We start from the raw sequence: 19,258 nt of genomic DNA, 5'->3' as shown, positions 1-19,258 counted from the left end.
CGCCTTCCAAGTGTTTTAAAAATGTCTAGCTGCGGTGCTGAAAGCCGAGTTTTCTCCCGAGCCGCGACGCGTAAAATTCGCCGATAAGACCACGCCGGAACACCAGGACGCAGGCCATGAAGACAAGGCCGGTAATGATGGTGACCGGGAAATCCGATGTCGCGAGATAGTTCTGCAAGGTAACGACAAGGCCTGCGCCAAAAATCGGGCCGATCATGGTGCCGATACCGCCGAGCAACGTCATCAGGATCACTTCGCCGGACATCTGCCAGGTGACGTCGGTGAGCGTTGCGAACTGGAACACCAGCGCTTTGAGGCCACCCGCAAGACCGGCCAGCGTCGCCGACATGACGAAAGCACCGAGCTTGTAGCGCTGCACGCTGTAGCCCAGCGAAATGGCGCGCTGCTCGTTTTCGCGGATCGATTTCAGGATCATGCCGAAGGGCGAATTGACGAAACGCCAGATGACCAGCAGTGCCAGCACAAAGGCTGCAAGCACCGTGTAATAGATATTGAGCGGCGCATTAAGGTCGAGAAGGCCGAAGAGATGGCCGCGCGGCACGCCCTGCAACCCATCCTCGCCATGGGTAAACGGCGCCTGAAGGCAGAAGAAATAAAACATCTGCGACAGTGCCAGCGTGATCATGGCGAAATAGATGCCCTGGCGGCGGATGGCGAAAAAGCCGATGACCAAGCCGAGAAGGGCCGCCCCTGCCATGCCGATGACAAGGCCGATCTCCGGCGTGACGCCCCATTCCTTCACCGAATAGGCCGTGAAATAGGCCGCACCGCCAAAGAATGCCGCATGGCCGAAGGACAGCAGTCCCGTGTAACCGATCAGCAGATTGAAGGCGCAGGCAAAAAGCGCAAAGCACAGCAGCTTCATCAGAAAGATCGGATAAACGAACATCGGCGCGGCGACGAGGACAGCAAGGCCAGCCAGAATAAGCACGGTCTTGATGGTGCCGGCGGTCGCAGAGACTTCGGTTTGCGGCATCGCACCGGCGGTGGGGTTGTGGGTGGCTTTGGACATATCAGGCGTCCTTTCCGAAAAGTCCGGCGGGGCGGATGAGCAGCACAAAGGCCATGATGACGAAGATGACGATGTTGGAGGCTTCCGGATAAAACACCTTGGTCAGGCCTTCGGCGACGCCCAGCATGTAGCCGGTGACGATGGCGCCCATGATCGACCCCATGCCGCCGACGACGACCACGGCGAAGACGACGATGATGAGGTTGGTGCCCATCAGCGGCGAGACCTGATAGATGGGCGCTGCGAGAACTCCGGTGAAACCGGCAAGGCCAGCGCCCAGGGCGTAGGTCAGCGTCAGCAGCACCGGCACGTTGATGCCGAAGGCCTGCACCAGTGTCGGGTTTTCCGTCGCAGCACGCAGATAAGAGCCGAGACGCGTCTTTTCGATCAAGGCCCAGGTGGCGATGCAGACGATGAGCGAAATCACGACGACAAAGGCGCGGTAGTTCGGCAGGAACATGAAGCCGAGATTGGTGCCGCCGGCAAGCTCACGCGGCACCGAATAAGGCTGGCCGGCAGCGCCGTAAAGCCAGCGGAACGTGCCTTCCACCACAAGCGCCAAGCCGAAGGTGAAGAGCAGCCCGTAAAGCGGATCGAGATCATAAAGCCGCGACAGCAGGAAGCGTTCGACGATCGCGCCGAAAAGCGCAACAACGAGCGGTGTCACCACCAGCGCCGCCCAGAAATTGATGCCGAAATATTGCAGGCCGAGAAAGGCGACAAAAGCGCCGAGCATATATTGCGCCCCATGCGCAAAATTGATGACGCGCAGCAGCCCGAAAATGACGGCAAGGCCCAAAGACAGCAGCGCATAAAAGGACCCGTTGATAAGGCCCACCAGCAATTGCCCGAGCAGCGCCTGAATTGGAATACCGAAGAGCATCGTCATCGTTAAACCCCCAGCACTTTGTTGAGTTCGCCCATACGGCCGGAAAGCTCAGCCACCGGAAAGTTGCTGACCATCTGGCCGTGATCCATCAGGTAGAAACGGTCGGCGATACGGCTGGCGAAACGGAAATTCTGTTCGACCAGAACAACGGTCATGCCGCGGCTCTTCAGCTTTTGCAGCACCTCGCCAATGCGCTGCACGATAACGGGCGCAAGTCCCTCTGTCGGCTCGTCGAGCAGCAGCACCTTGACGCCGGTGCGCAGGATGCGCGCCATGGCCAGCATCTGCTGTTCGCCACCGGAGAGCTTGGTGCCGGGGCTGGTGCGACGTTCGTATAGATTGGGAAACAGCTCGTAGATTTCATCGAGCGTCATGCCACCGGAGGCGACGACGGGCGGCAGCATCAGATTTTCCTCGACACTCAGCGTCGCGAAGATGCCGCGTTCCTCCGGCACGAAACCGAGGCCGTATTTTGCCGTGCGATGCAGCGGCACCGGCATCATATCCTTGCCGCCCAGCTTGATGGAACCCTTGCGGTTGCGGATGATACCCATGATGGTGCGCAGCGTCGTGGTCTTGCCCACACCGTTGCGGCCGAGAATGGTGATGGTTTCGCCCTCGCCGACCGTCAGATCGACACCGTGCAGCGCCTGGCTTTCGCCATACCAGGATTTGAGGTTGGAGACTTCGAGCATTGCCGCCATATCAGGCCTCCTCCGTGCCCATATAGGCCGTGCGCACCCGCGGATCGGCTGAAACGGTGGCATAATCACCCTCCGCCAGAATTTCGCCGCGCTGCAACACCGTGACGTGGTGGCAGATATCCGCCACGACTTTCAGATTATGTTCCACCATCAGCACCGCGCGAGTCTTGGCCACCTCCCGGATGAGTTCGGCCACATGGGAGACATCTTCCCCGCCCATGCCGGCCATCGGCTCATCGAGCAGCAGAACCTTCGGATCCAGCGCCAGCGTGGTGGCGATTTCGAGAACCCGCTTGCGGCCGTAAGAAAGATCGGCCGCAAGCGCATGTTTTTCCCGTGTGAGGCCGACCGTGGCGATCAGTTCCTCAGCGCGGGCGTTCAGCCTGTCGAGTGAGGAGAGCGGCAGCCAGAACTGCGTTGCAAGGCCATTCGGCCGCTGCAACGCCACCCGCACATTTTCCAGAACCGTCAGATGCGGAAACACCGCCGATATCTGGAAAGACCTGACGAGGCCGAGACGCGCCACCTTGTCCGGCGGCGTCCTTGTTATATCCGTTCCCATGAAGGTGATCGCCCCGCCCGTCGGCTGGAAAAACTTGGTCAATAGATTAAAGACCGTTGTTTTGCCGGCGCCGTTCGGACCGATAAGCGCATGCACGCGGGCATGGTGGACGTCGAGATCGACGTTTTTCACGGCCGCGAATGCGCCGAAGGTCTTGGAGAGACCACGCGCCGAAAGAACGACGCGAGGTTCGGCCTGCCCGGCGGGGGCGGGAGCGATCATCATCAAGCTTTCCCCTTTTTATTCTTCTTTACTGCGTTACCAGCGGGCAACCGCTTTTTGCGGGGTCCATGAAGGCTTCCTTGCCGGGAATGGTGGCCAGCACCTTGTAATAATCAAAGGGCTGCTTGCTTTCGTCCGGCTTCTTCACTTCCATGAGATACATGTCGTGAATCATGCGGCCGTTGGCGGCGACCTGGCCATCCTTGGCGAAGACGTCATTGACCGGCATTTCCTTCATGGCCTTTGCAACGGCATCGGCATCGTCGGTGCCGGCCTTTTCTATGGCCTTCAGGTAGTGCAGCACGGCGGAATAGGTGCCCGCATGGACCATGTTCGGCATGGCGCCGGTGCGCTCCTTGAAGCGTTCGCCGAATTTGCGCGATTCATCGTCGCGATCCCAGTAAAAACCTTCCGTCAGCGTCAACCCTTGAGCCGCTTCGAGACCGAGGCCGTGAACTTCGGCGAGTGTGAAGAGAAGCGCCGCGAGCCGCTGGCCACCGGCGACGATGCCGAACTCTGCCGCCTGCTTGATGGCGTTGGAGGTATCGAGACCGGCATTGGCAAGACCGATGACCTTCGCGCCCGAGGACTGCGCCTGCAAAAGGAAGGAAGAGTAATCCGTCGTGGCGAGCGGATGTCGCACGGAACCCAGCACCTTACCGCCATTGGCCTTGACGAAATTGCCGGTGTTTTCTTCCAGCGAATAACCGAAGGCATAATCGGCGGTCAGGAAGAACCAGCTGTCGCCGCCCTGCTTGACGAGCGCACCGCCGGTGCCGACCGCCAGCGAATAGGTGTCATATGCCCAGTGGAAACCATAGGGGCTGCACTGCTTGCCGGTCAGTTCGGTGGTTGCCGCACCCGTATTGATGGTGATCTTCTTCTTGTCCTTCGACAGCGCCTGCACAGCCAGACCCACCGACGACGAGGTCAGTTCCATGATCGAATCGACCTGTTCGGTATCATACCACTGACGGGCGATATTGGAGGCGACATCAGCCTTGTTCTGATGATCGGCGGTCACCACTTCCACCGGCGCATCGAGCACCTTGCCGCCAAAATCCTCAACCGCCATCTTCGCGGCTTCATAAGAGTATTTGCCGCCGAAATTGGCGTAGACGCCCGACTGGTCGTTCAAAATGCCGATCTTGACCTTGCCGTCCGAAATCTCGGCGGCATAAGCGGCGGTGCCAGCGGCCAGCACCATGGCCGTGGATAAAACGATACTCTTGCGCATGACTTCTCCTCCCAGAGATGATTGCGAGCCTCAGATTGTCTGTGCAACGGTGAACGAAACCATTGCACCTGAACGGTCACACCGCCCTCCTCAAAGCGATGCATCCTGAGCCTAGACTTCTCGAATTCGGCCGTTGACACAAGAGCGGGGCATCATCAAATTGCGAACAGGAACTGTTCATTTTTGAACAGAACTTTTGATGGGAGACGAATATGGCCACCCCTTTCACCTGGGACGACCTACAATATTTTCTGGCCGTGGCCCGCACCGGACAGCTCTCATCGGCCGCCCGAAGCCTGCGCACCAGCCACGCCACCGTCTCCCGCCATATCGACCGGCTGGAATTTTCCCTGAAAACCAAGCTGTTCGAGCGCAATCCGCGCGGTTATGAACTTACGACCGTCGGGCGGCGGCTGGTCGATACCGTCGAGCGCATAGAGGCTGAAGCGGAAAGGCTGCAATCGGACATTTCCGAAAGCGGCAGCCTGCTGCGCGGCGTGGTGCGCCTTAGCGCGCCTGAAGGTTTTTCCAATTTTTTCTTCGTGGAGAGGCTGAAAGACTTCGCCGTCACCCATCCCCACATCATGGTGGAGATGGTGACGATCCAGCAGATCATGGCGCTGTCCAAAAAAGAGGCGGATGTGGCGGTAACGCTCGATCCGCCAAAGGCCGGTCCTTACATCAATGAACAGATCATCGATTACACGCTGCATATCTATGCCTCGCGTTCCTATCTCGCCGGGCGGCCGAAAATTGTAAAGCGCGAGGACCTGCTCGACCACTTCTTCATCGGCTACGTGCAGGACCTGATCTTCTCACCGGGCCTCGATTATATGCGTGACGTGCTGCCCGGTCTGCGGCCGAGTTTCCAGTCCTCGAGCATTTTTGCGCAGCTGACCGCAACGCTAAGCGGCAGAGGGCTGTGCATTTTGCCGAATTTCATCGCCGCCCGCTTTCCGGATCTGCAAATGGTGCTTTCCGGTGAAGTGGAACTGCGTCGAGGCTATTGGCTGACGAGCCACCAGGACCTTGCCAACGTGCCGCGGGTGCGCTCGCTTATGGATTTCATTCTCACCACGGCCCGCGCCCACCAAAATCTCTTCGTGCTCGATCGAAAGACGACCGCTTGAGCGGCATCGTTCACATTTCGGCGACACCGTGTCTACCGGTGGCGAATTGGAGAACGCGCCCAACTGCTTATATGACTGACAACAACGAAGCTGGCTGGCAAAGCCGGCATCCTCCGACATCTGGAAGGTCATCATGAAAAAGATCGGATTCCTGTCCTTCGGCCACTGGACGCCCTCGCCCCAGTCGCAAACCCGCTCGGCTGCGGACACGCTGCTGCAATCGATAGACCTTGCCGTGGCTGCGGAAGAACTGGGCGCTGACGGCGCCTATTTCCGCGTGCACCATTTCGCCCGCCAGCTTGCCTCACCCTTTCCGCTGCTGGCCGCCGTCGGCGCGCGCACGAAGAAGATCGAGATCGGCACCGGCGTCATCGACATGCGCTATGAAAACCCGTTCTACATGGCGGAGGACGCCGGTTCGGCCGATCTCATCGCCGGCGGGCGCCTGCAGCTCGGCATCAGCCGCGGCTCGCCCGAGCAGGTGATTGATGGTTGGCGTTATTTCGGTTACCGCCCGGCCGAGGGCCAAAGCGAAGAAGACATGGCGCGCCAGCACACCGAAGTCTTCCTCGAGCTTCTGAAGGGCGAAGGTTTCGCTGAGCCGAACCCGCGCCCGATGTTCCCCAACCCGCCCGGCCTTCTGCGGCTAGAGCCGCATTCCGAAGGGCTGCGCGAGCGCATCTGGTGGGGCTCAAGCTCCAATGCGACGGCGGTCTGGGCGGCAGAGCTTGGCATGAACCTGCAAAGCTCCACCCTGAAGACGGATGAAACGGGCGAACCTTTCCATGTCCAGCAGGCGCAGCAGATCCGCACCTTCCGGGAAGCCTGGAAGGAAGCAGGCCATAACCGCGAGCCGCGTGTATCGGTCAGCCGCAGCATCTTCGCGCTCGTCAACGACCGCGACCGGTCCTATTTCGGTTACGGCAACGAAGGCGACGACAAGATCGGTTATATCGACGACAAGACGCGCGCGATCTTCGGGCGCAGCTATGCCGCCGAGCCGGAAAAGCTGATCGAACAGCTGAAGGCAGATGAAGCCATCGCCGAGGCCGACACGCTGCTCCTGACGGTGCCGAACCAGCTGGGCGTCGATTACAACGCCCATGTGATCGAAACGATCCTCAAGCAGGTAGCACCGGCCCTCGGCTGGCGCTAACGGCACGCTTGGAAATGAGGGCGGCGCATTTTATGCGCCGCCCTTTTATTTCACCGCCTTGCCGTAGCGGGCGAAGCTTTCCGCTAGCGGCGTGGTGCTAGCGCCGGGGCGCTCCGGACGTTTGTAAACACCGTCCCGCACATGGATCGGCTCTTCGAAATGATCCTTGATCCACGGAATATATTCGAGAACAGTCGAGGCCGGGTGCCAGTAGCTCAGATGCACATGCACCTGGCTCATCTCGCCGGCATGCGGCACAACGGGCAGGCGATGGGCAAGCGCCAGATCGGCGACCTGAATATATTCGGTGATGCCGCCGAGCCGGGTCACATCCGGCTGGACATAGGCGACCGCACCCGCATCGATGAATGAGCGGAACGCATCCACCGTGTAGAGCTGCTCCCCGAGCGCAATCGGAATGGATGTATTGCGCGCCAGCCGCGCATGGCTCGTCACATCGTCATACCAGAGCGGCTCCTCGAACCAGTAAATGTCCAGATCCTTCGCCGCCGCGCAGAAACGCTGGCAGGTCGGCAGATCCCACTTGCCGTTGCCGTCGATGGCGATGCGGATGGACGAACCGACACGCTTGCGCACGGCCGCAAGGCGGGCAATGTCGATATTCGGTTCGTCATGCCCGACCTTGATCTTCAGGCGGGTGAAACCGTCTTCCTCCACCGCCCTTGCGCTGCCCGCCAGCAAATCTTCCAGCGCGAAGGAAAGCCAGCCGATATCGGTATTATAAGCCTCCACCGCCGCCGTGCGCGCGCCGCCGAGATAGTGCCAGAGCGGCACGCCCGCCTTTTTCGCCTTCAGGTCCCAGAGCGCAACGTCCACTGCCGCCAGCGCCAGATGGGTGATGCCCGCCCTGCCGACCCATTGTAGAGCCGGATAACGGGCCAATTTCGTCCAGAGCCTCGAATGCTCCGACGCATCCTCCCCCACCAGCAAGGGCGCGTAACAATCGCTGATGCAGGATGTGATCAGCCTGTCCGACGGCAGATGCGCGTGGGTGCCGGTAAAACCATAGCCCTCAAGGCCATCGCTGGTGGTGATCTTTGCACCGACGACGCCCCAATGGGTGATGCTATGGGTGGAATCGGAAATGGACTCCGATGTCAGCGGCAGGTGCAGGATGAAAGGTTCGACAGCGGTAATTCTCATGATCGGTCATTCCTCGATGCTTGATCGCTTCCGGGGAGGAATAGACGCCGCGCCCCGCGACCACGGGCCGCGAAGATGGCTTTCGGGAAATTGCCAGACCGCCCTCCTCCAGCAGCCGGCTTCCAATGACGGATAGAGCTAAAGCAAAAATGGCCTTTGTAAAATAAAAAATTTTTTATTTTTAATATTCCACCATTGCCAGTCCCGCAAAGCTGGGCGATGATGCCGCCATGAACTCGCTGGTCAAAGTCACGCTCGCCGAACAGGCGCATCAGGAACTGCGCGCGCGCATTGTCAGCGGCAGATTGCGCGGCGGCGAACGCCTGCTCCCGAACGAGCTTGCCGCCGATCTCGGCATCAGCCCCACGCCGGTCAAGGAAGCGTGCCTGAAACTCGAGGCCGATGGGCTGGTGGTCAATTCCTCCCGGCGCGGCATGGTGGTTCGCGATTTCACCGTGGAGGATGTGGAGGAACTTTACGCCGCCAGAATGCTGCTCGAAAAAGGTGCGGTGGAAGTGGCCTTCGATGCCGGGCAACTGGATGGAGCCCTGCACGCGGAGCTTCTGGAAAGCCTTGCGAAACATCGCGAATTCGCCAAAGGCTCGACGCTCGACGAATTGTCGAAAGCGCTTTTTTATGACCGCAGCTTCCATGCGACCCTTGTATCGGCGGCGCGCATTCCGGTCATTTCCGGCTCGCACGGGCGCATTCTCGACCAGACCCACACGGTTTTCGTCTCGATCCTCGGCGATTACGCCCGCTCGGTTGAGGAGCACCAGAATATCGCCGATGCCATCGCCGCCGGCAGCAAGGCCCAGATCGTCGATGCCCTGTGGCGGCATCTCGAGCGCAGCCGCCAGAATACGCTACGCCAGGTCCGGCTGCTCAAAGAGGCCGGCGCCTGATCATTCCGCATGTGAGGGGAGGAACCGACATGATGCGCCACAAGCCAGACGCCGCAATGAGAGCGGCGCAAGCCACAACCGCCCCGTTCCGCATGGGGATTTTGCATCGATGACAGATCGGCTTTCCGCTGCAACCCTGCCACGCCTGCCGCAATCCGTCACGACACCCGCCTATGACCGTCAAAGCGTCACGCCCGGCATCGTCCACCTCGGCGTCGGAGCCTTTCATCGGGCGCATCAGGCGGTTTTCATCGACGATTGCCTTAATCGCGGCGAAACCCGATGGGGCATCGTCGCGGCATCGCTGCGCAGCCCTGATACGCGCGACGCCATCGAGCCGCAGGATAATCTCTACACCTTTTGCCTGCGAGACGGTGAGAGCGAGCGCCTGCGCGTGATCGGTTCTATTCTCGAAACCATCGTCGCGCCGGAAGAGCCTGAACGGCTGTTGGAGCGGATGGCCGATCCGCGCGTCCTCATCGTCACCCTGACCGTGACGGAAAAAGGTTACCTGACCAATCTCGCCTCCCGCAGCCTGCTGCGCGATCACCCCGATATCGTCCATGATCTCGAAAACCCGGAGCGGCCCCGCTCCATCTTCGGCTTCATCCTTGCGGCCACACGGCGCAGGCGTAAAGAGGGTTCCCGGCCCCTGACGCTCCTTTCCTGCGACAACCTGCCCGCCAACGGCCATGTGCTGCAAAAGCTTCTGCTGGAGTTTGCGGAATTGACCGATCCGGAACTGGCATCCTTCATTAGAACCAATATTGCCTGCCCCTGCTCGATGGTGGACCGGATCGTTCCCGCCACCACGGATGCCGACCGCGAGGCGATTTCGACCGCACTCGGCCTCAGCGACGCCTGGCCAGTGGTGGCCGAACCCTATTTCCGTTTCGTCATTGAAGACCGTTTTCCGCATGGAAGGCCGGCGCTCGAGAAATCGGGCGTGGAATTCGTCGGCAATGTCGAGCCATACGAGCATATGAAGCTCAGAATGCTGAATGGCTCCCACAGTGCCATCGCCGCCATCGGCCAGATTGCCGGCCTTGCGACGGTGGCGGATGCATGGAATGAAAAGCCCGTGCGCGATTTCGTCGACGCCTATTGGCGCGAGATCGAACGGACGCTCGACCCCGCCGTCGACGGGGCGGAATTCGCAGACGGCCTGCGGGAGCGTTTCGCCAACCCCTCATTGCAGCACAAGACCATGCAGATCGCCTCCGATGCGTCGCAGAAAGTGCCGCTGCGCATTCTTGGCCCCTTGCGCGATTTGCTTGCGGAGAAGGCTAAAAGCCGGGCGGTCATTTTCGCCGTCGCGCTCTGGATCAGGTCCTGCGCGGACAAGAATGAAAAGGGGCAGCCGATCACCATTCTCGATCCCGCTTTCAAGGAGTGGGATGCGCCGGATCAACTGGCAATGACGTCGGCTGCGGTCGTCGACCGATTTTTGACTTTCGAGCGCACATTTGGCAGCGACCTTCCCAGGAACGAAACCTTCGTCCCAGCCCTGAAAGCCGCCTATCGCGACATTCGAGAACACGGCGCGCTTGCGGCAATCGAGCGTTTCCTAAAGTCCTGAAAAAAGAACAGGCCGGAAATCCGGCCTGTTCTTAACCTCGGTCGTCAGCCGTCAGGCCGTCGCTGCCAGCCGTGCCGCCTTGCGGCGTTCCACGCGAGCGCGGATGGCATCGACATCCGTAATCGGTGTCGCGGCGAAAAGCTGGCGGGTATAGGGGTGCTTCGGATCGGCGAAGAGTTCCTCGCGCGTGCCCTGCTCCACCGCCACACCCTTCGAAATGACCATCACATCGTCGGCGATGTAACGCACCACCGAAAGATCGTGGCTGACGAAAACATAGGTCAACTCGAATTCTTCCTGAAGGTCGGCGAGAAGGTTCAGCACCTGCGCCTGCACCGAAAGATCGAGCGCGGAGACCGGCTCATCCAGCACCAGCAGCGCCGGGTTCAGCATCAGTGCGCGCGCAATGGCGATGCGCTGGCGCTGGCCGCCGGAGAACATGTGTGGATAGCGGTTGAAATGTTCAGGACCGAGACCGACCTTCACCAGCATGGCTTCGGCCCGCTCGCGTCGCTCGGAAGCCGGTATCTTGGTATTGATGACCAGCGGCTCCATCAGGACGTCGCCCACCTTCTGGCGCGGATTGAGGCTGCCATAGGGGTTCTGGAACACCATCTGCACCTTGGAGCGCATTTCCGTATCCGGACGGCGTCTGGCGATATCGACCGGCTTGCCTTCGATCTTCAGTTCGCCGCCGGATGCCGGATCGATCAGCGCGATGATCCGCGCCAGCGTCGATTTACCGGAGCCGGATTCACCGACGATGGCGAGCGTCTTGCCGCGCTCGACGGTAAAGTCGATGCCCTTCAGGGCCTGCACCGTCTTGGCGCCGCCGAACATGCCGCCGGGAACGTGATAGTCGCGGGTAATGCCCTTGCCTTCGACAACGATACTCATTGAACGCCCTCCTTGCCGAAGAAATCGGAAACCGTGGGCAAACGGTCGCCGGTGGCATTTTCCGGCAGGGCCGAAAGCAGTGCCTTGGTATAGGGGTGCTGCGGGGCTTCGAACAGGCTCAAGACATCCGCCTCCTCCATCTTGCGGCCCTTATATTGTACCACGACGCGGTCGGCGGTTTCCGCAACGACGCCCATGTCATGGGTGATGAGAATCAGCGCCATGCCGTATTCTTCCTGCAGATTCATCAGCAGATCGAGGATCTGCTTCTGGATCGTCACATCGAGCGCGGTGGTCGGCTCGTCGGCGATCAGCAGGCGCGGCTTGGAGGCGATCGCAATCGCGATCATCACGCGCTGGCACTGGCCGCCGGACATCTGGTGCGGATAGGCCTTGAGCTTGGTTTCCGGCTCGGGAATACCGACAGCCCGGAACAGTTCCAGAGCGCGGGCGCGCGCGGCAGCGCCGCTCATGCCGAGATTGAGGCGCAGAACCTCCTCGATCTGGAAACCGACCGTGAAGGACGGGTTGAGCGAGGCGACCGGCTCCTGGAAGATCATGGTGATCTCGCGACCGATGACCCGGCGGCGCTCCTGCGGCGACATGGCCAAAAGGTTCTTGCCATCGAAGGTCATCTCGTCGGCGGTGATCGTCGCCGTATCGGGCAGAAGCCCCATGACGGCGAGCATCGATACCGACTTGCCGGAACCGGACTCGCCGACGATGGCCAGCACCTCGTGTTTGTCGACGGAGACATCGATGCCGTTGACGGCCGTGAAGGCGCCGGTAGCGGTGGCGAATTTGACGGTGAGGTTTTTGATTTTCAGCAGGCTCATTGCTCAGCTCCGCTTCAGTTTGGGATCGAGCGCATCACGCAGGCCGTCACCCATGAGGTTGATGGCGAGCACCGAGATCAGGATCGTCAGGCCCGGAAGGGTCACGACCCACCAGGCACGCAGGATGAATTCACGCGCTTCCGCCAGCATCGTGCCCCATTCGGAGGCAGGCGGCTGCGCGCCCATGCCGAGGAAGCCGAGTGCGGCCGCATCGAGAACCGCAGACGAGAACGAAAGCGTTGCCTGCACGATCAGCGGTGCAAGGCAATTCGGCAGGATGGTCTTGAACATCAGCCGGAGATTGCCCGCACCGGCCACGCGCGCGGCCGTGACATATTCACGCCTGAGCTCGCTCATGACGGCAGCGCGCGTCAGACGGGCAAAATGCGGCTGATAGACGATGGCGATGGCGATCATGGCATTGGTGAGGCCCGGACCGAGGATAGCGACCAACACCAGCGCCAACAGCAACGACGGAAACGCCAGGATGACGTCCATAACACGCATGATGACGGTATCGACCCAGCCGCCGAAGAAGCCGGCAATGAGACCGATGACGATGCCGCCGACGAGCGCGATGGAAACGACAACGATTCCGATGAACAGCGAATATTGCGCGCCGTAGATCAGGCGGGACAACATGTCACGCCCGACGGCGTCCGTGCCGAAGAAGAAGCCGGCACGGCCGCCTTCCTGCCAGACCGGCGGCACCAGCAGCGCATCGCGATATTGCTGGGTCGGATCATGCGGCGCGATCAGCGGCGCAAAAATCGCGACCAGCACGAGAAGAATGAACACGGCAAGCCCGATGACGGCGCCACGGTTCTGGCGGAAATAGAACCAGAAATCGGCGATCATCCGGCGGCGGATGGCGGCGTCTGAGAGACGCACGCCCGGAGTGGTGATCACATCGGTCATTTGTGACGGATCCTCGGATTGATGAGGCCATAGGTCAGATCGACGAGCAGGTTGACGATCATCACCAGACCCGCGATCAACAGCAGGCCGCTCTGCACGACCGGATAGTCGCGGCGAGAGATAGAATCGATCATCCACTTGCCGATGCCCGGCCAGGAAAAGATGGTTTCGGTCAGGATCGCGCCAGCCATCAGCACGCCTATCTGAAGACCGATGGTGGTGATAACAGGGATCATGGCGTTGCGCAGCGCATGAATGCCGACCACACGGGAAGGAGACATGCCCTTGGCACGGGCCGTGCGCACATAATCCTCACCGAGTACTTCCAGCATGGCTGAACGCGTCTGGCGCGCAATCACCGCAAGCGGAATGGTGGCGAGCACCACCGAGGGCAGGATGAGATGCGACAGAGCCGAGGCAAACGCGCCCTTCTGTCCCGAAATCAGGCTGTCGATCAGCATGAAACCGGTAACGGAGGGGAAGAAATACATCAGCGAGATACGGCCTGACACCGGCGTCCATTGCAGGATGCCGGAGAACATGATGATGAGCAGCAGCCCCCACCAGAAGATCGGCATGGAGAAGCCGACGAGCGCCGTCGTCATGGAAATCTGGTCGAACCAGGAGCCACGACGAATGGCGGCGATGACGCCGACCGGCACGCCGATCAAGGTTGCGATGATGATGGCGACGAGACCAAGCTCGACCGTCGCGGGAAAGAGCGACAGGAACTCGGTGAGAACCGGCTTCTTGGTGACCAGCGAATTGCCGAGATCGCCCTGAAGCAGCCGTCCAAGGAAATGGAGATATTGCTGCCAGATGGGCTGAGCAAAACCGAGCTGTTCGGCAAGCTGCGCATGCCGTTCGGGTGAAATGCCGCGTTCGCCCGCCATCAACAGCACGGGATCGCCCGGCAGGACGCGCACGAAGGCGAAGGCGACGATGGTAATCCCGAGGAAGGTCGGAACGAGATAGAGAAGTTTGCCGAGAATGAACCGGATCATGGTTTTTTCCTGAAAAGACGCGCGGAAGAGGGTTCTTCCGCGCGTCCGGTTGTTCGGGGATTACTCCGCGATGTCGACGTTTTCGAAGGTGAAGTCGCCAAGCGGGCTCATGGTGAAGCCGGAAACCTTGGCGGACATCGGAACGAACTGCGTGGAGTGCGCAAGCGTCGCCCACGGAGCCTGTTCCTTGAAGATCACCTGCGCCTGCTCGTAAAGCTTGGTGCGTTCGGCAACGTCAGTGGTCTGTTTTGCCTTGGCCAAGAGGTCCGAGAACTCCTTGTTGCACCACTGTGCACGGTTTGCACCGCCTTCACCGGTAGCGGCGCAGGACAGGAGAACGCTGAGGAAGTTGTCCGGGTCACCGTTATCGCCGGTCCAGCCGAGGATGACGGCGCCGTCGCGGTTCACTTCCGTGGACTTCTTGAGATATTCGCCCCATTCGAAGGAAACGATCTCAGCCTTGACGCCGACCTTCGCAAAATCCGACTGGATCAGCTCGGCGGTGCGACGGGCGTTCGGCATGTAGGGACGCTGAACCGGCATTGCCCAGATCTTCATCGACAGATCCTTGACGCCAGCGGCTTCGAGAGCCTTCTTGGCTGCTTCCGGATCGTAAGCATCGTCCTTGATGCTGTCGTTATAGGACCACATGGTCGGCGGGATCGGGTTTTTGGCAACCTGGCCAGCACCCTGGAACACGGCGTCGATGATCGCCTGCTTGTTCATCGCCATGTTCAGCGCCTTGCGCACTTCCGGCTTGTCGAAAGGTGCAACGGTCGTGTTGTAGGCGAAGTAAGCGACGTTCAGACCCGGCTGCTCATCGAGCTTGAGGTTCTTGTCGGCGCGGATGGTGGCGAGGTCAGCCGGGGCCGGGTAAGGCATCAGGTGGCATTCGCCAGCCTTCAGCTTCTGCAGGCGAACGGCGGCATCAGGCGTGATCGCAAAGATCAGGTCGTCGATCTTCGGTGCTTCACCCCAGTAGTCGGCATTCTTCTGGTAACGGATGACCGCGTCCTTCTGATAGGCGACGAACTTGAACGGACCCGTGCCGATCGGCAGGTTGTTGAAGTCTTCCTTGGTGCCGGCCTTCTCAAGCGTATCGGCATATTCCTTCGACACGATCGATGCGAAAGGCATGGCGATGTTGGCGAGGAACGGCGCTTCCGGGCGGGTCAGCACGAACTTGACGGTGTAATCGTCGACTTTGACGATTTCCTTGATCAGCGACGGCATTTCCATGGAGTTGTAATATTCGTAGGTGATGCCTGCGATATACTGGTTCCACGGGTTCTTCGCGTCGCCCTGGCGGTTGTAGCTGAAGATCACGTCATCAGCGTTGAAGTCGCGGCTCGGCGTGAACTTCTCGTTGGAGTGCCACTTGACGCCCTTGCGCAGGTGGAAAGTGTATTCGAGACCATCCTTGGAAACGTCCCACTTTTCCGCAAGGCCCGGCTCGACTTCGGTCGTACCCTTCTTGAACTCGGTCAGACGGTTGTAGACCGGATGCGCGGAAGCATCGAAGGTGCCGCCTGCGGTATAGGGCGACGGATCGAAGCCTTCCGGCGATGCCTCGGAGCAATAAACGAATGTCTTCGCCATGGCAGGCATGGCGGAAGTCATCGCAAGTGCAGAAGCGATTAGCAAACTGCGGGTCAGCATTTTCATCTGATGGTCCTTTCCCTCTTTTTCTGAGTTCCTGCGGCCCCGTCCGGGGGCCTACCTCTTCTGGTCAGCAGCGACGCGGGAGCCCCATGTCGCCGTTCGGTCCTTTGCCTCCCAACCAATTACCCGGCGACCGGCTGAAACAACCGGTCGAGGTTCTTCTCCGGCGGGCAGAACCAGCGCGGTCCCGCCTCCGTCATATAGGCTATGTCTTCGAGACGGACGCCGCATTCGCCATAAACGCACAGCATCGGCTCGATGGAAAAACACATGCCCGGCTTAAGCGCCGTGGTGTTTCCTGCAACGATATAGGGTTCTTCGTGAATATCCAGCCCAAGCCCGTGGCCGGTGCGGTGCGGCAGGCCGGGAAGCTGATAATCCGGGCCGAAACCGGCCGCTTTCAGGCTCTCGCGCGCGGCCCTGTCCACATCCGAACAGGCAGCGCCGACTTGGGCTGCGGCAAATGCCGCCGCCTGCGCGTCGCGCTCGGCGTTCCAGAGGAAACGCTGCCGTTCCGTCGGTTTGCCGAAGACATAGGTGCGGGTGATATCGGAACGATAACCGTGAAGAATGCCGCCGAGATCGACCAGCACCATATCGCCTTCGCTGAGCGTCTGCGCATGGGGCACGCCATGCGGATAGGCCGTCGCCTCGCCGAACTGGACGGCCACGAATAGCGGCTTCAGGCCAAGGGCAATATGCGCCGCGTTGACGAAATCGGCGACTTCCGTGGTGGAAACGCCGGGACGCAGCCCTTCGAAAACGGCCTTCTGCACGCGGTAGCTCGCGTCCATCGCCGTCTGGATGATGGCGATCTCGGCTGCGGATTTGACCTGCCGCTGGGCGACGATCATCGGCTGGGCGGAAATGATGCGGCCTTCCAGACGTTGCATGAGGGCCGATGCGAAGACAAAGGGGGTGGCGGGATCGATGGCAACAAGATGACCGGGACAGGCCAGCGCCTCAATGCGCCTTGCCATCAGGTCGAAGGGGCTTTCATCCTCTTCCCAGACGGCAACCTCACCCGGAATGCGGATGAGCGTCTGAAGCTTCGGCTCCTCGAAGGTCGGACTGACATAGACCGGAGGGCCTTCCGCCGGCACCAGGGCGCCATGAATGCGCTCGGAAAGACCAAGCGACAGGCCGGTATAATAGGTCAGCGACGATGATGCATCGAGCCAGACCGCCTTGATATTTTGCTGGATCATTCGCGCCTGCAGGCCGCGTAGCCGCAACCCGAGCTCGTCTTCAGCGATCGATGAAACCGCGATCAGCTGAAACCGCTTCAGCGTCTCTTGAAAGTCTGCCATTCTCTCCCCGCCGCTTTCGGGCCGCAGACACAGGCGTGCCGGCAACCTCCCAAGCGTTCTTTTGCACATGCTTAAACACAGGGCGGGGGCTAAGCAATGGCCCGGCCGGGCGCACCACGACAAAACTGTGCAAATTTATCTAGACATAACGGAAATGTGATCGACGCACGCCTGATTTCAACACGCGTTGCCTTGACGGAGAAACTCAAAATCCCCTGGAAATCCAAGGGCGATCACGGCTCGCCCTCGGCACTGAGCCAGCGCGCAGGAAGCCGTCAGCCAAAAATATTCAAGGAAAACACGCCCAAAAAGGAAAAAGCCTGCCGCGGGAGGAGGTGCGGCAGGCTTCAAACTTGATCGGCGATTGGGAGGAGGAGTACCACCGATCCACATCGAGCGACGCTGGGAGGAGGAGTGCGTCGCTTCGATGATTTGAATATAGCGGTATCCGTGATTTTTAACAGAGCAAGTCTCGCAATGCAGCATTGCATTTCTGCATAGCTCGACAATTCCTGCCCGGTTTTTCAGCACTCCCCGGAATCGTGGGAAAATCAGCTTTCCCGATAGACCTGGAAACCGGCGAAGGACTGGTTGACCGGCATGAGTTCGAGGCTGTTGATGTTGATGTGCTTGGGCTGCGAGGCGACCCAGTGAATGGTGTTGGCAATATCGTCCGCCGTGATCGGATTGACGCCTTTGTAGAGATTGTCCGAGGCTTCCTGATTGCCGCCGGTGCGCACCAGCGTAAATTCCGTTTCGCACATGCCGGGCTCGATGGACGTCACCCGCACGCCCTTGCCATGCAGGTCGGAACGCAGGCCAAGCGAAAACTGCCGCAGGAACGCTTTGGTGCCGCCATACACATTGCCGCCCGTATAGGGGTAATGTGCCGCCACTGACGAGAGGTTGACGACAATACCCTTGCGCCCGATCAGCGTCGGCAACAGATGATGGGTGATGTTGAGGAGACCGGTGATGTTGGTGTCCACCATGGTCTGCCAGTCTTTCAAGGGCACCTGCGGTGCGGGCGCGGTGCCGAGTGCCAGACCGGCGTTGTTGACGAGAACGTCGATATCCCGAAAGCCCTCCGGCAACCCGGACAGCGCCTTTCCAGTCGCCTCCTCGTCGGTGATATCGAAGGCGAGGCCATGAAAGGCGGAGCCGAGTTCAGCGGAAAGCGCCTCCAGCCGCTCCGCCCGCCGACCCGTACCGATGACCTTCCAGCCCTCCTTGACGAAGCGCCGCGCCGTGGCCTGTCCGAAGCCGGATGTCGCGCCGGTGATGAGGATGGTTCCGCTCATGATGATGCCTCCACTCTATTCGTTTTTTCAGGGTCAATCGGTGTTAGTAACTTTTCGGCCGCCGCCGCGAGACAGCGCCTGTAGGCCTCGAGATCCGTATACAAGGCCTCTTCGGGAGCATCGCCAATGATGATGACGCCGCCGCGCCGCAAAATCCCGCCATGCAGCATGAGATTGTCGACCATGTCGAAATTCTCGATCGACAGCCCGTCCGGCCCGCGATAACGGCCCGTTTCATCCAGGGTGGCGACGCCGCCATAATGCGCTTTGATGCGGGTGAAGTGATTGGCCGCAACATTGGTATAGGCAAAGACCGGCTTGCCCAGCGCGCACATGAAGCCCAGTTCATAGCTGGTTCCCGTATCGGCCGCGATGCCGCGAAACGGCGTGAGATTGGCGATCACCGCATCCGCCTCCAGCATCATCCGCTCATCGACGGCATTGATGTTGCAGCCGTGACCGACCCTGGTATCCGCCGGCGGAATTTGCAGATCGCCCGGCGAAAGCGGCGTGAAACCGGCTTCCCGCGCCAGCGAGGCCTTGAGATCGAGCATTTCGCGCGCGTTCGGCAGGAAGACTTCCGGTCCGGCGAGATAGATTTTCTTTGTCATCAGGAATTCATGCGATTTGTCAGGAAAGAATGTCTGACCCTAACCCGGGGACTTTCGCAAAGGCAAGTACCAAGGGCGGTGGAGCGCGATGCGCTGGGCGAGCCGATAAAACGGTATCGTCCCGCCGCTCTTTCCGTT

General features: G+C 60.1%; 18 protein-coding genes. 4 read left to right on the top strand and 14 right to left on the bottom strand.

Features of this window, described 5'->3' with window-relative positions:
- Positions 1-25: 25 nt before the first annotated feature.
- From PL597_RS11690 to PL597_RS11670, 5 genes are read right to left on the bottom strand one after another with little or no spacing between them, the layout of a single operon-like run.
- Positions 26-1,033: a branched-chain amino acid ABC transporter permease gene (locus PL597_RS11690; RefSeq protein ID WP_173991395.1), complete on the bottom strand. Its 1,008-nt coding sequence runs from the start codon at positions 1,031-1,033 to the stop codon at positions 26-28.
- Between the two features lies 1 nt (position 1,034).
- A complete protein-coding gene (locus PL597_RS11685) occupies positions 1,035-1,922 on the bottom strand; it encodes a branched-chain amino acid ABC transporter permease (RefSeq protein ID WP_077984974.1) in 888 nt (295 codons plus the stop codon).
- A 2-nt stretch (positions 1,923-1,924) separates the two neighbouring features.
- On the bottom strand, positions 1,925-2,626 hold the full coding sequence (locus PL597_RS11680; RefSeq protein WP_077984975.1) for an ABC transporter ATP-binding protein: 702 nt from the start codon (positions 2,624-2,626) through the stop codon (positions 1,925-1,927).
- Between the two features lies 1 nt (position 2,627).
- A complete protein-coding gene (locus PL597_RS11675; protein WP_191218059.1) occupies positions 2,628-3,413 on the bottom strand; it encodes an ABC transporter ATP-binding protein in 786 nt (261 codons plus the stop codon).
- A 25-nt stretch (positions 3,414-3,438) separates the two neighbouring features.
- Positions 3,439-4,647: an ABC transporter substrate-binding protein gene (locus PL597_RS11670; RefSeq protein ID WP_077984977.1), complete on the bottom strand. Its 1,209-nt coding sequence runs from the start codon at positions 4,645-4,647 to the stop codon at positions 3,439-3,441.
- 212 nt (positions 4,648-4,859) lie between these two features.
- On the opposite strand from PL597_RS11670, the gene PL597_RS11665 reads away from it, so the two are divergent.
- Positions 4,860-5,777 carry a LysR family transcriptional regulator gene (locus PL597_RS11665; protein WP_077984978.1) on the top strand — a complete coding sequence of 306 codons (918 nt, stop codon included), beginning with the start codon at positions 4,860-4,862 and terminating at the stop codon, positions 5,775-5,777.
- A gap of 133 nt (positions 5,778-5,910) precedes the next feature.
- A complete protein-coding gene (locus tag PL597_RS11660) occupies positions 5,911-6,933 on the top strand; it encodes an LLM class flavin-dependent oxidoreductase (RefSeq protein WP_142913441.1) in 1,023 nt (340 codons plus the stop codon).
- 45 nt (positions 6,934-6,978) lie between these two features.
- Here the strand turns inward: PL597_RS11660 and PL597_RS11655 are convergent, their stop codons facing one another.
- Complete coding sequence (locus PL597_RS11655; protein ID WP_137412470.1) at positions 6,979-8,097, bottom strand: mandelate racemase/muconate lactonizing enzyme family protein; 1,119 nt, start codon at positions 8,095-8,097, stop codon at positions 6,979-6,981.
- Positions 8,098-8,327: 230 nt separating this feature from the next.
- Here PL597_RS11655 and PL597_RS11650 point away from each other — a divergent pair, with 230 nt between their 5' ends.
- Positions 8,328-9,002 carry a GntR family transcriptional regulator gene (locus PL597_RS11650; protein ID WP_173991390.1) on the top strand — a complete coding sequence of 225 codons (675 nt, stop codon included), beginning with the start codon at positions 8,328-8,330 and terminating at the stop codon, positions 9,000-9,002.
- Between the two features lie 109 nt (positions 9,003-9,111).
- Positions 9,112-10,581: a mannitol dehydrogenase family protein gene (locus PL597_RS11645; protein WP_191218058.1), complete on the top strand. Its 1,470-nt coding sequence runs from the start codon at positions 9,112-9,114 to the stop codon at positions 10,579-10,581.
- Between the two features lie 51 nt (positions 10,582-10,632).
- On the opposite strand, the gene PL597_RS11640 is transcribed toward PL597_RS11645, so the two are convergent.
- The 8 genes from PL597_RS11640 to PL597_RS11605 all read right to left on the bottom strand — a co-directional run bounded on the left by PL597_RS11640 (position 10,633) and on the right by PL597_RS11605 (position 19,120).
- A complete protein-coding gene (locus PL597_RS11640; protein ID WP_077984824.1) occupies positions 10,633-11,478 on the bottom strand; it encodes an ATP-binding cassette domain-containing protein in 846 nt (281 codons plus the stop codon).
- Positions 11,475-12,314 carry an ABC transporter ATP-binding protein gene (locus PL597_RS11635; RefSeq protein ID WP_137412474.1) on the bottom strand — a complete coding sequence of 280 codons (840 nt, stop codon included), beginning with the start codon at positions 12,312-12,314 and terminating at the stop codon, positions 11,475-11,477. The genes PL597_RS11640 and PL597_RS11635 overlap by 4 nt, the downstream gene beginning before the upstream one ends.
- Positions 12,315-12,317: 3 nt before the next feature.
- Positions 12,318-13,232: an ABC transporter permease subunit gene (locus tag PL597_RS11630; protein WP_137412475.1), complete on the bottom strand. Its 915-nt coding sequence runs from the start codon at positions 13,230-13,232 to the stop codon at positions 12,318-12,320.
- Positions 13,229-14,236: an ABC transporter permease subunit gene (locus PL597_RS11625; RefSeq protein ID WP_174037312.1), complete on the bottom strand. Its 1,008-nt coding sequence runs from the start codon at positions 14,234-14,236 to the stop codon at positions 13,229-13,231. Before PL597_RS11625 ends, PL597_RS11630 begins: the two co-directional genes overlap by 4 nt.
- 60 nt (positions 14,237-14,296) lie before the next feature.
- Positions 14,297-15,901 carry an ABC transporter substrate-binding protein gene (locus PL597_RS11620; RefSeq protein WP_191218057.1) on the bottom strand — a complete coding sequence of 535 codons (1,605 nt, stop codon included), beginning with the start codon at positions 15,899-15,901 and terminating at the stop codon, positions 14,297-14,299.
- 119 nt (positions 15,902-16,020) lie between these two features.
- Complete coding sequence (locus PL597_RS11615; protein WP_137412478.1) at positions 16,021-17,208, bottom strand: M24 family metallopeptidase; 1,188 nt, start codon at positions 17,206-17,208, stop codon at positions 16,021-16,023.
- A 551-nt stretch (positions 17,209-17,759) separates the two neighbouring features.
- Entirely contained in the window at positions 17,760-18,509 is a 750-nt protein-coding gene (locus PL597_RS11610) for an SDR family oxidoreductase (RefSeq protein ID WP_003522480.1), read from the bottom strand.
- Positions 18,506-19,120: a nucleoside 2-deoxyribosyltransferase gene (locus tag PL597_RS11605; protein WP_077984818.1), complete on the bottom strand. Its 615-nt coding sequence runs from the start codon at positions 19,118-19,120 to the stop codon at positions 18,506-18,508. Before PL597_RS11605 ends, PL597_RS11610 begins: the two co-directional genes overlap by 4 nt.
- Between the last annotated feature and the right edge of the window lie 138 nt (positions 19,121-19,258).

The organism is Agrobacterium sp. ST15.13.013 (assembly GCF_027956525.1).
Lineage (GTDB): Bacteria > Pseudomonadota > Alphaproteobacteria > Rhizobiales > Rhizobiaceae > Agrobacterium > Agrobacterium salinitolerans.
The sequence above is the reverse complement of the archived record's forward strand: the minus strand, read 5'-3'. Positions and strand labels throughout refer to the sequence as shown.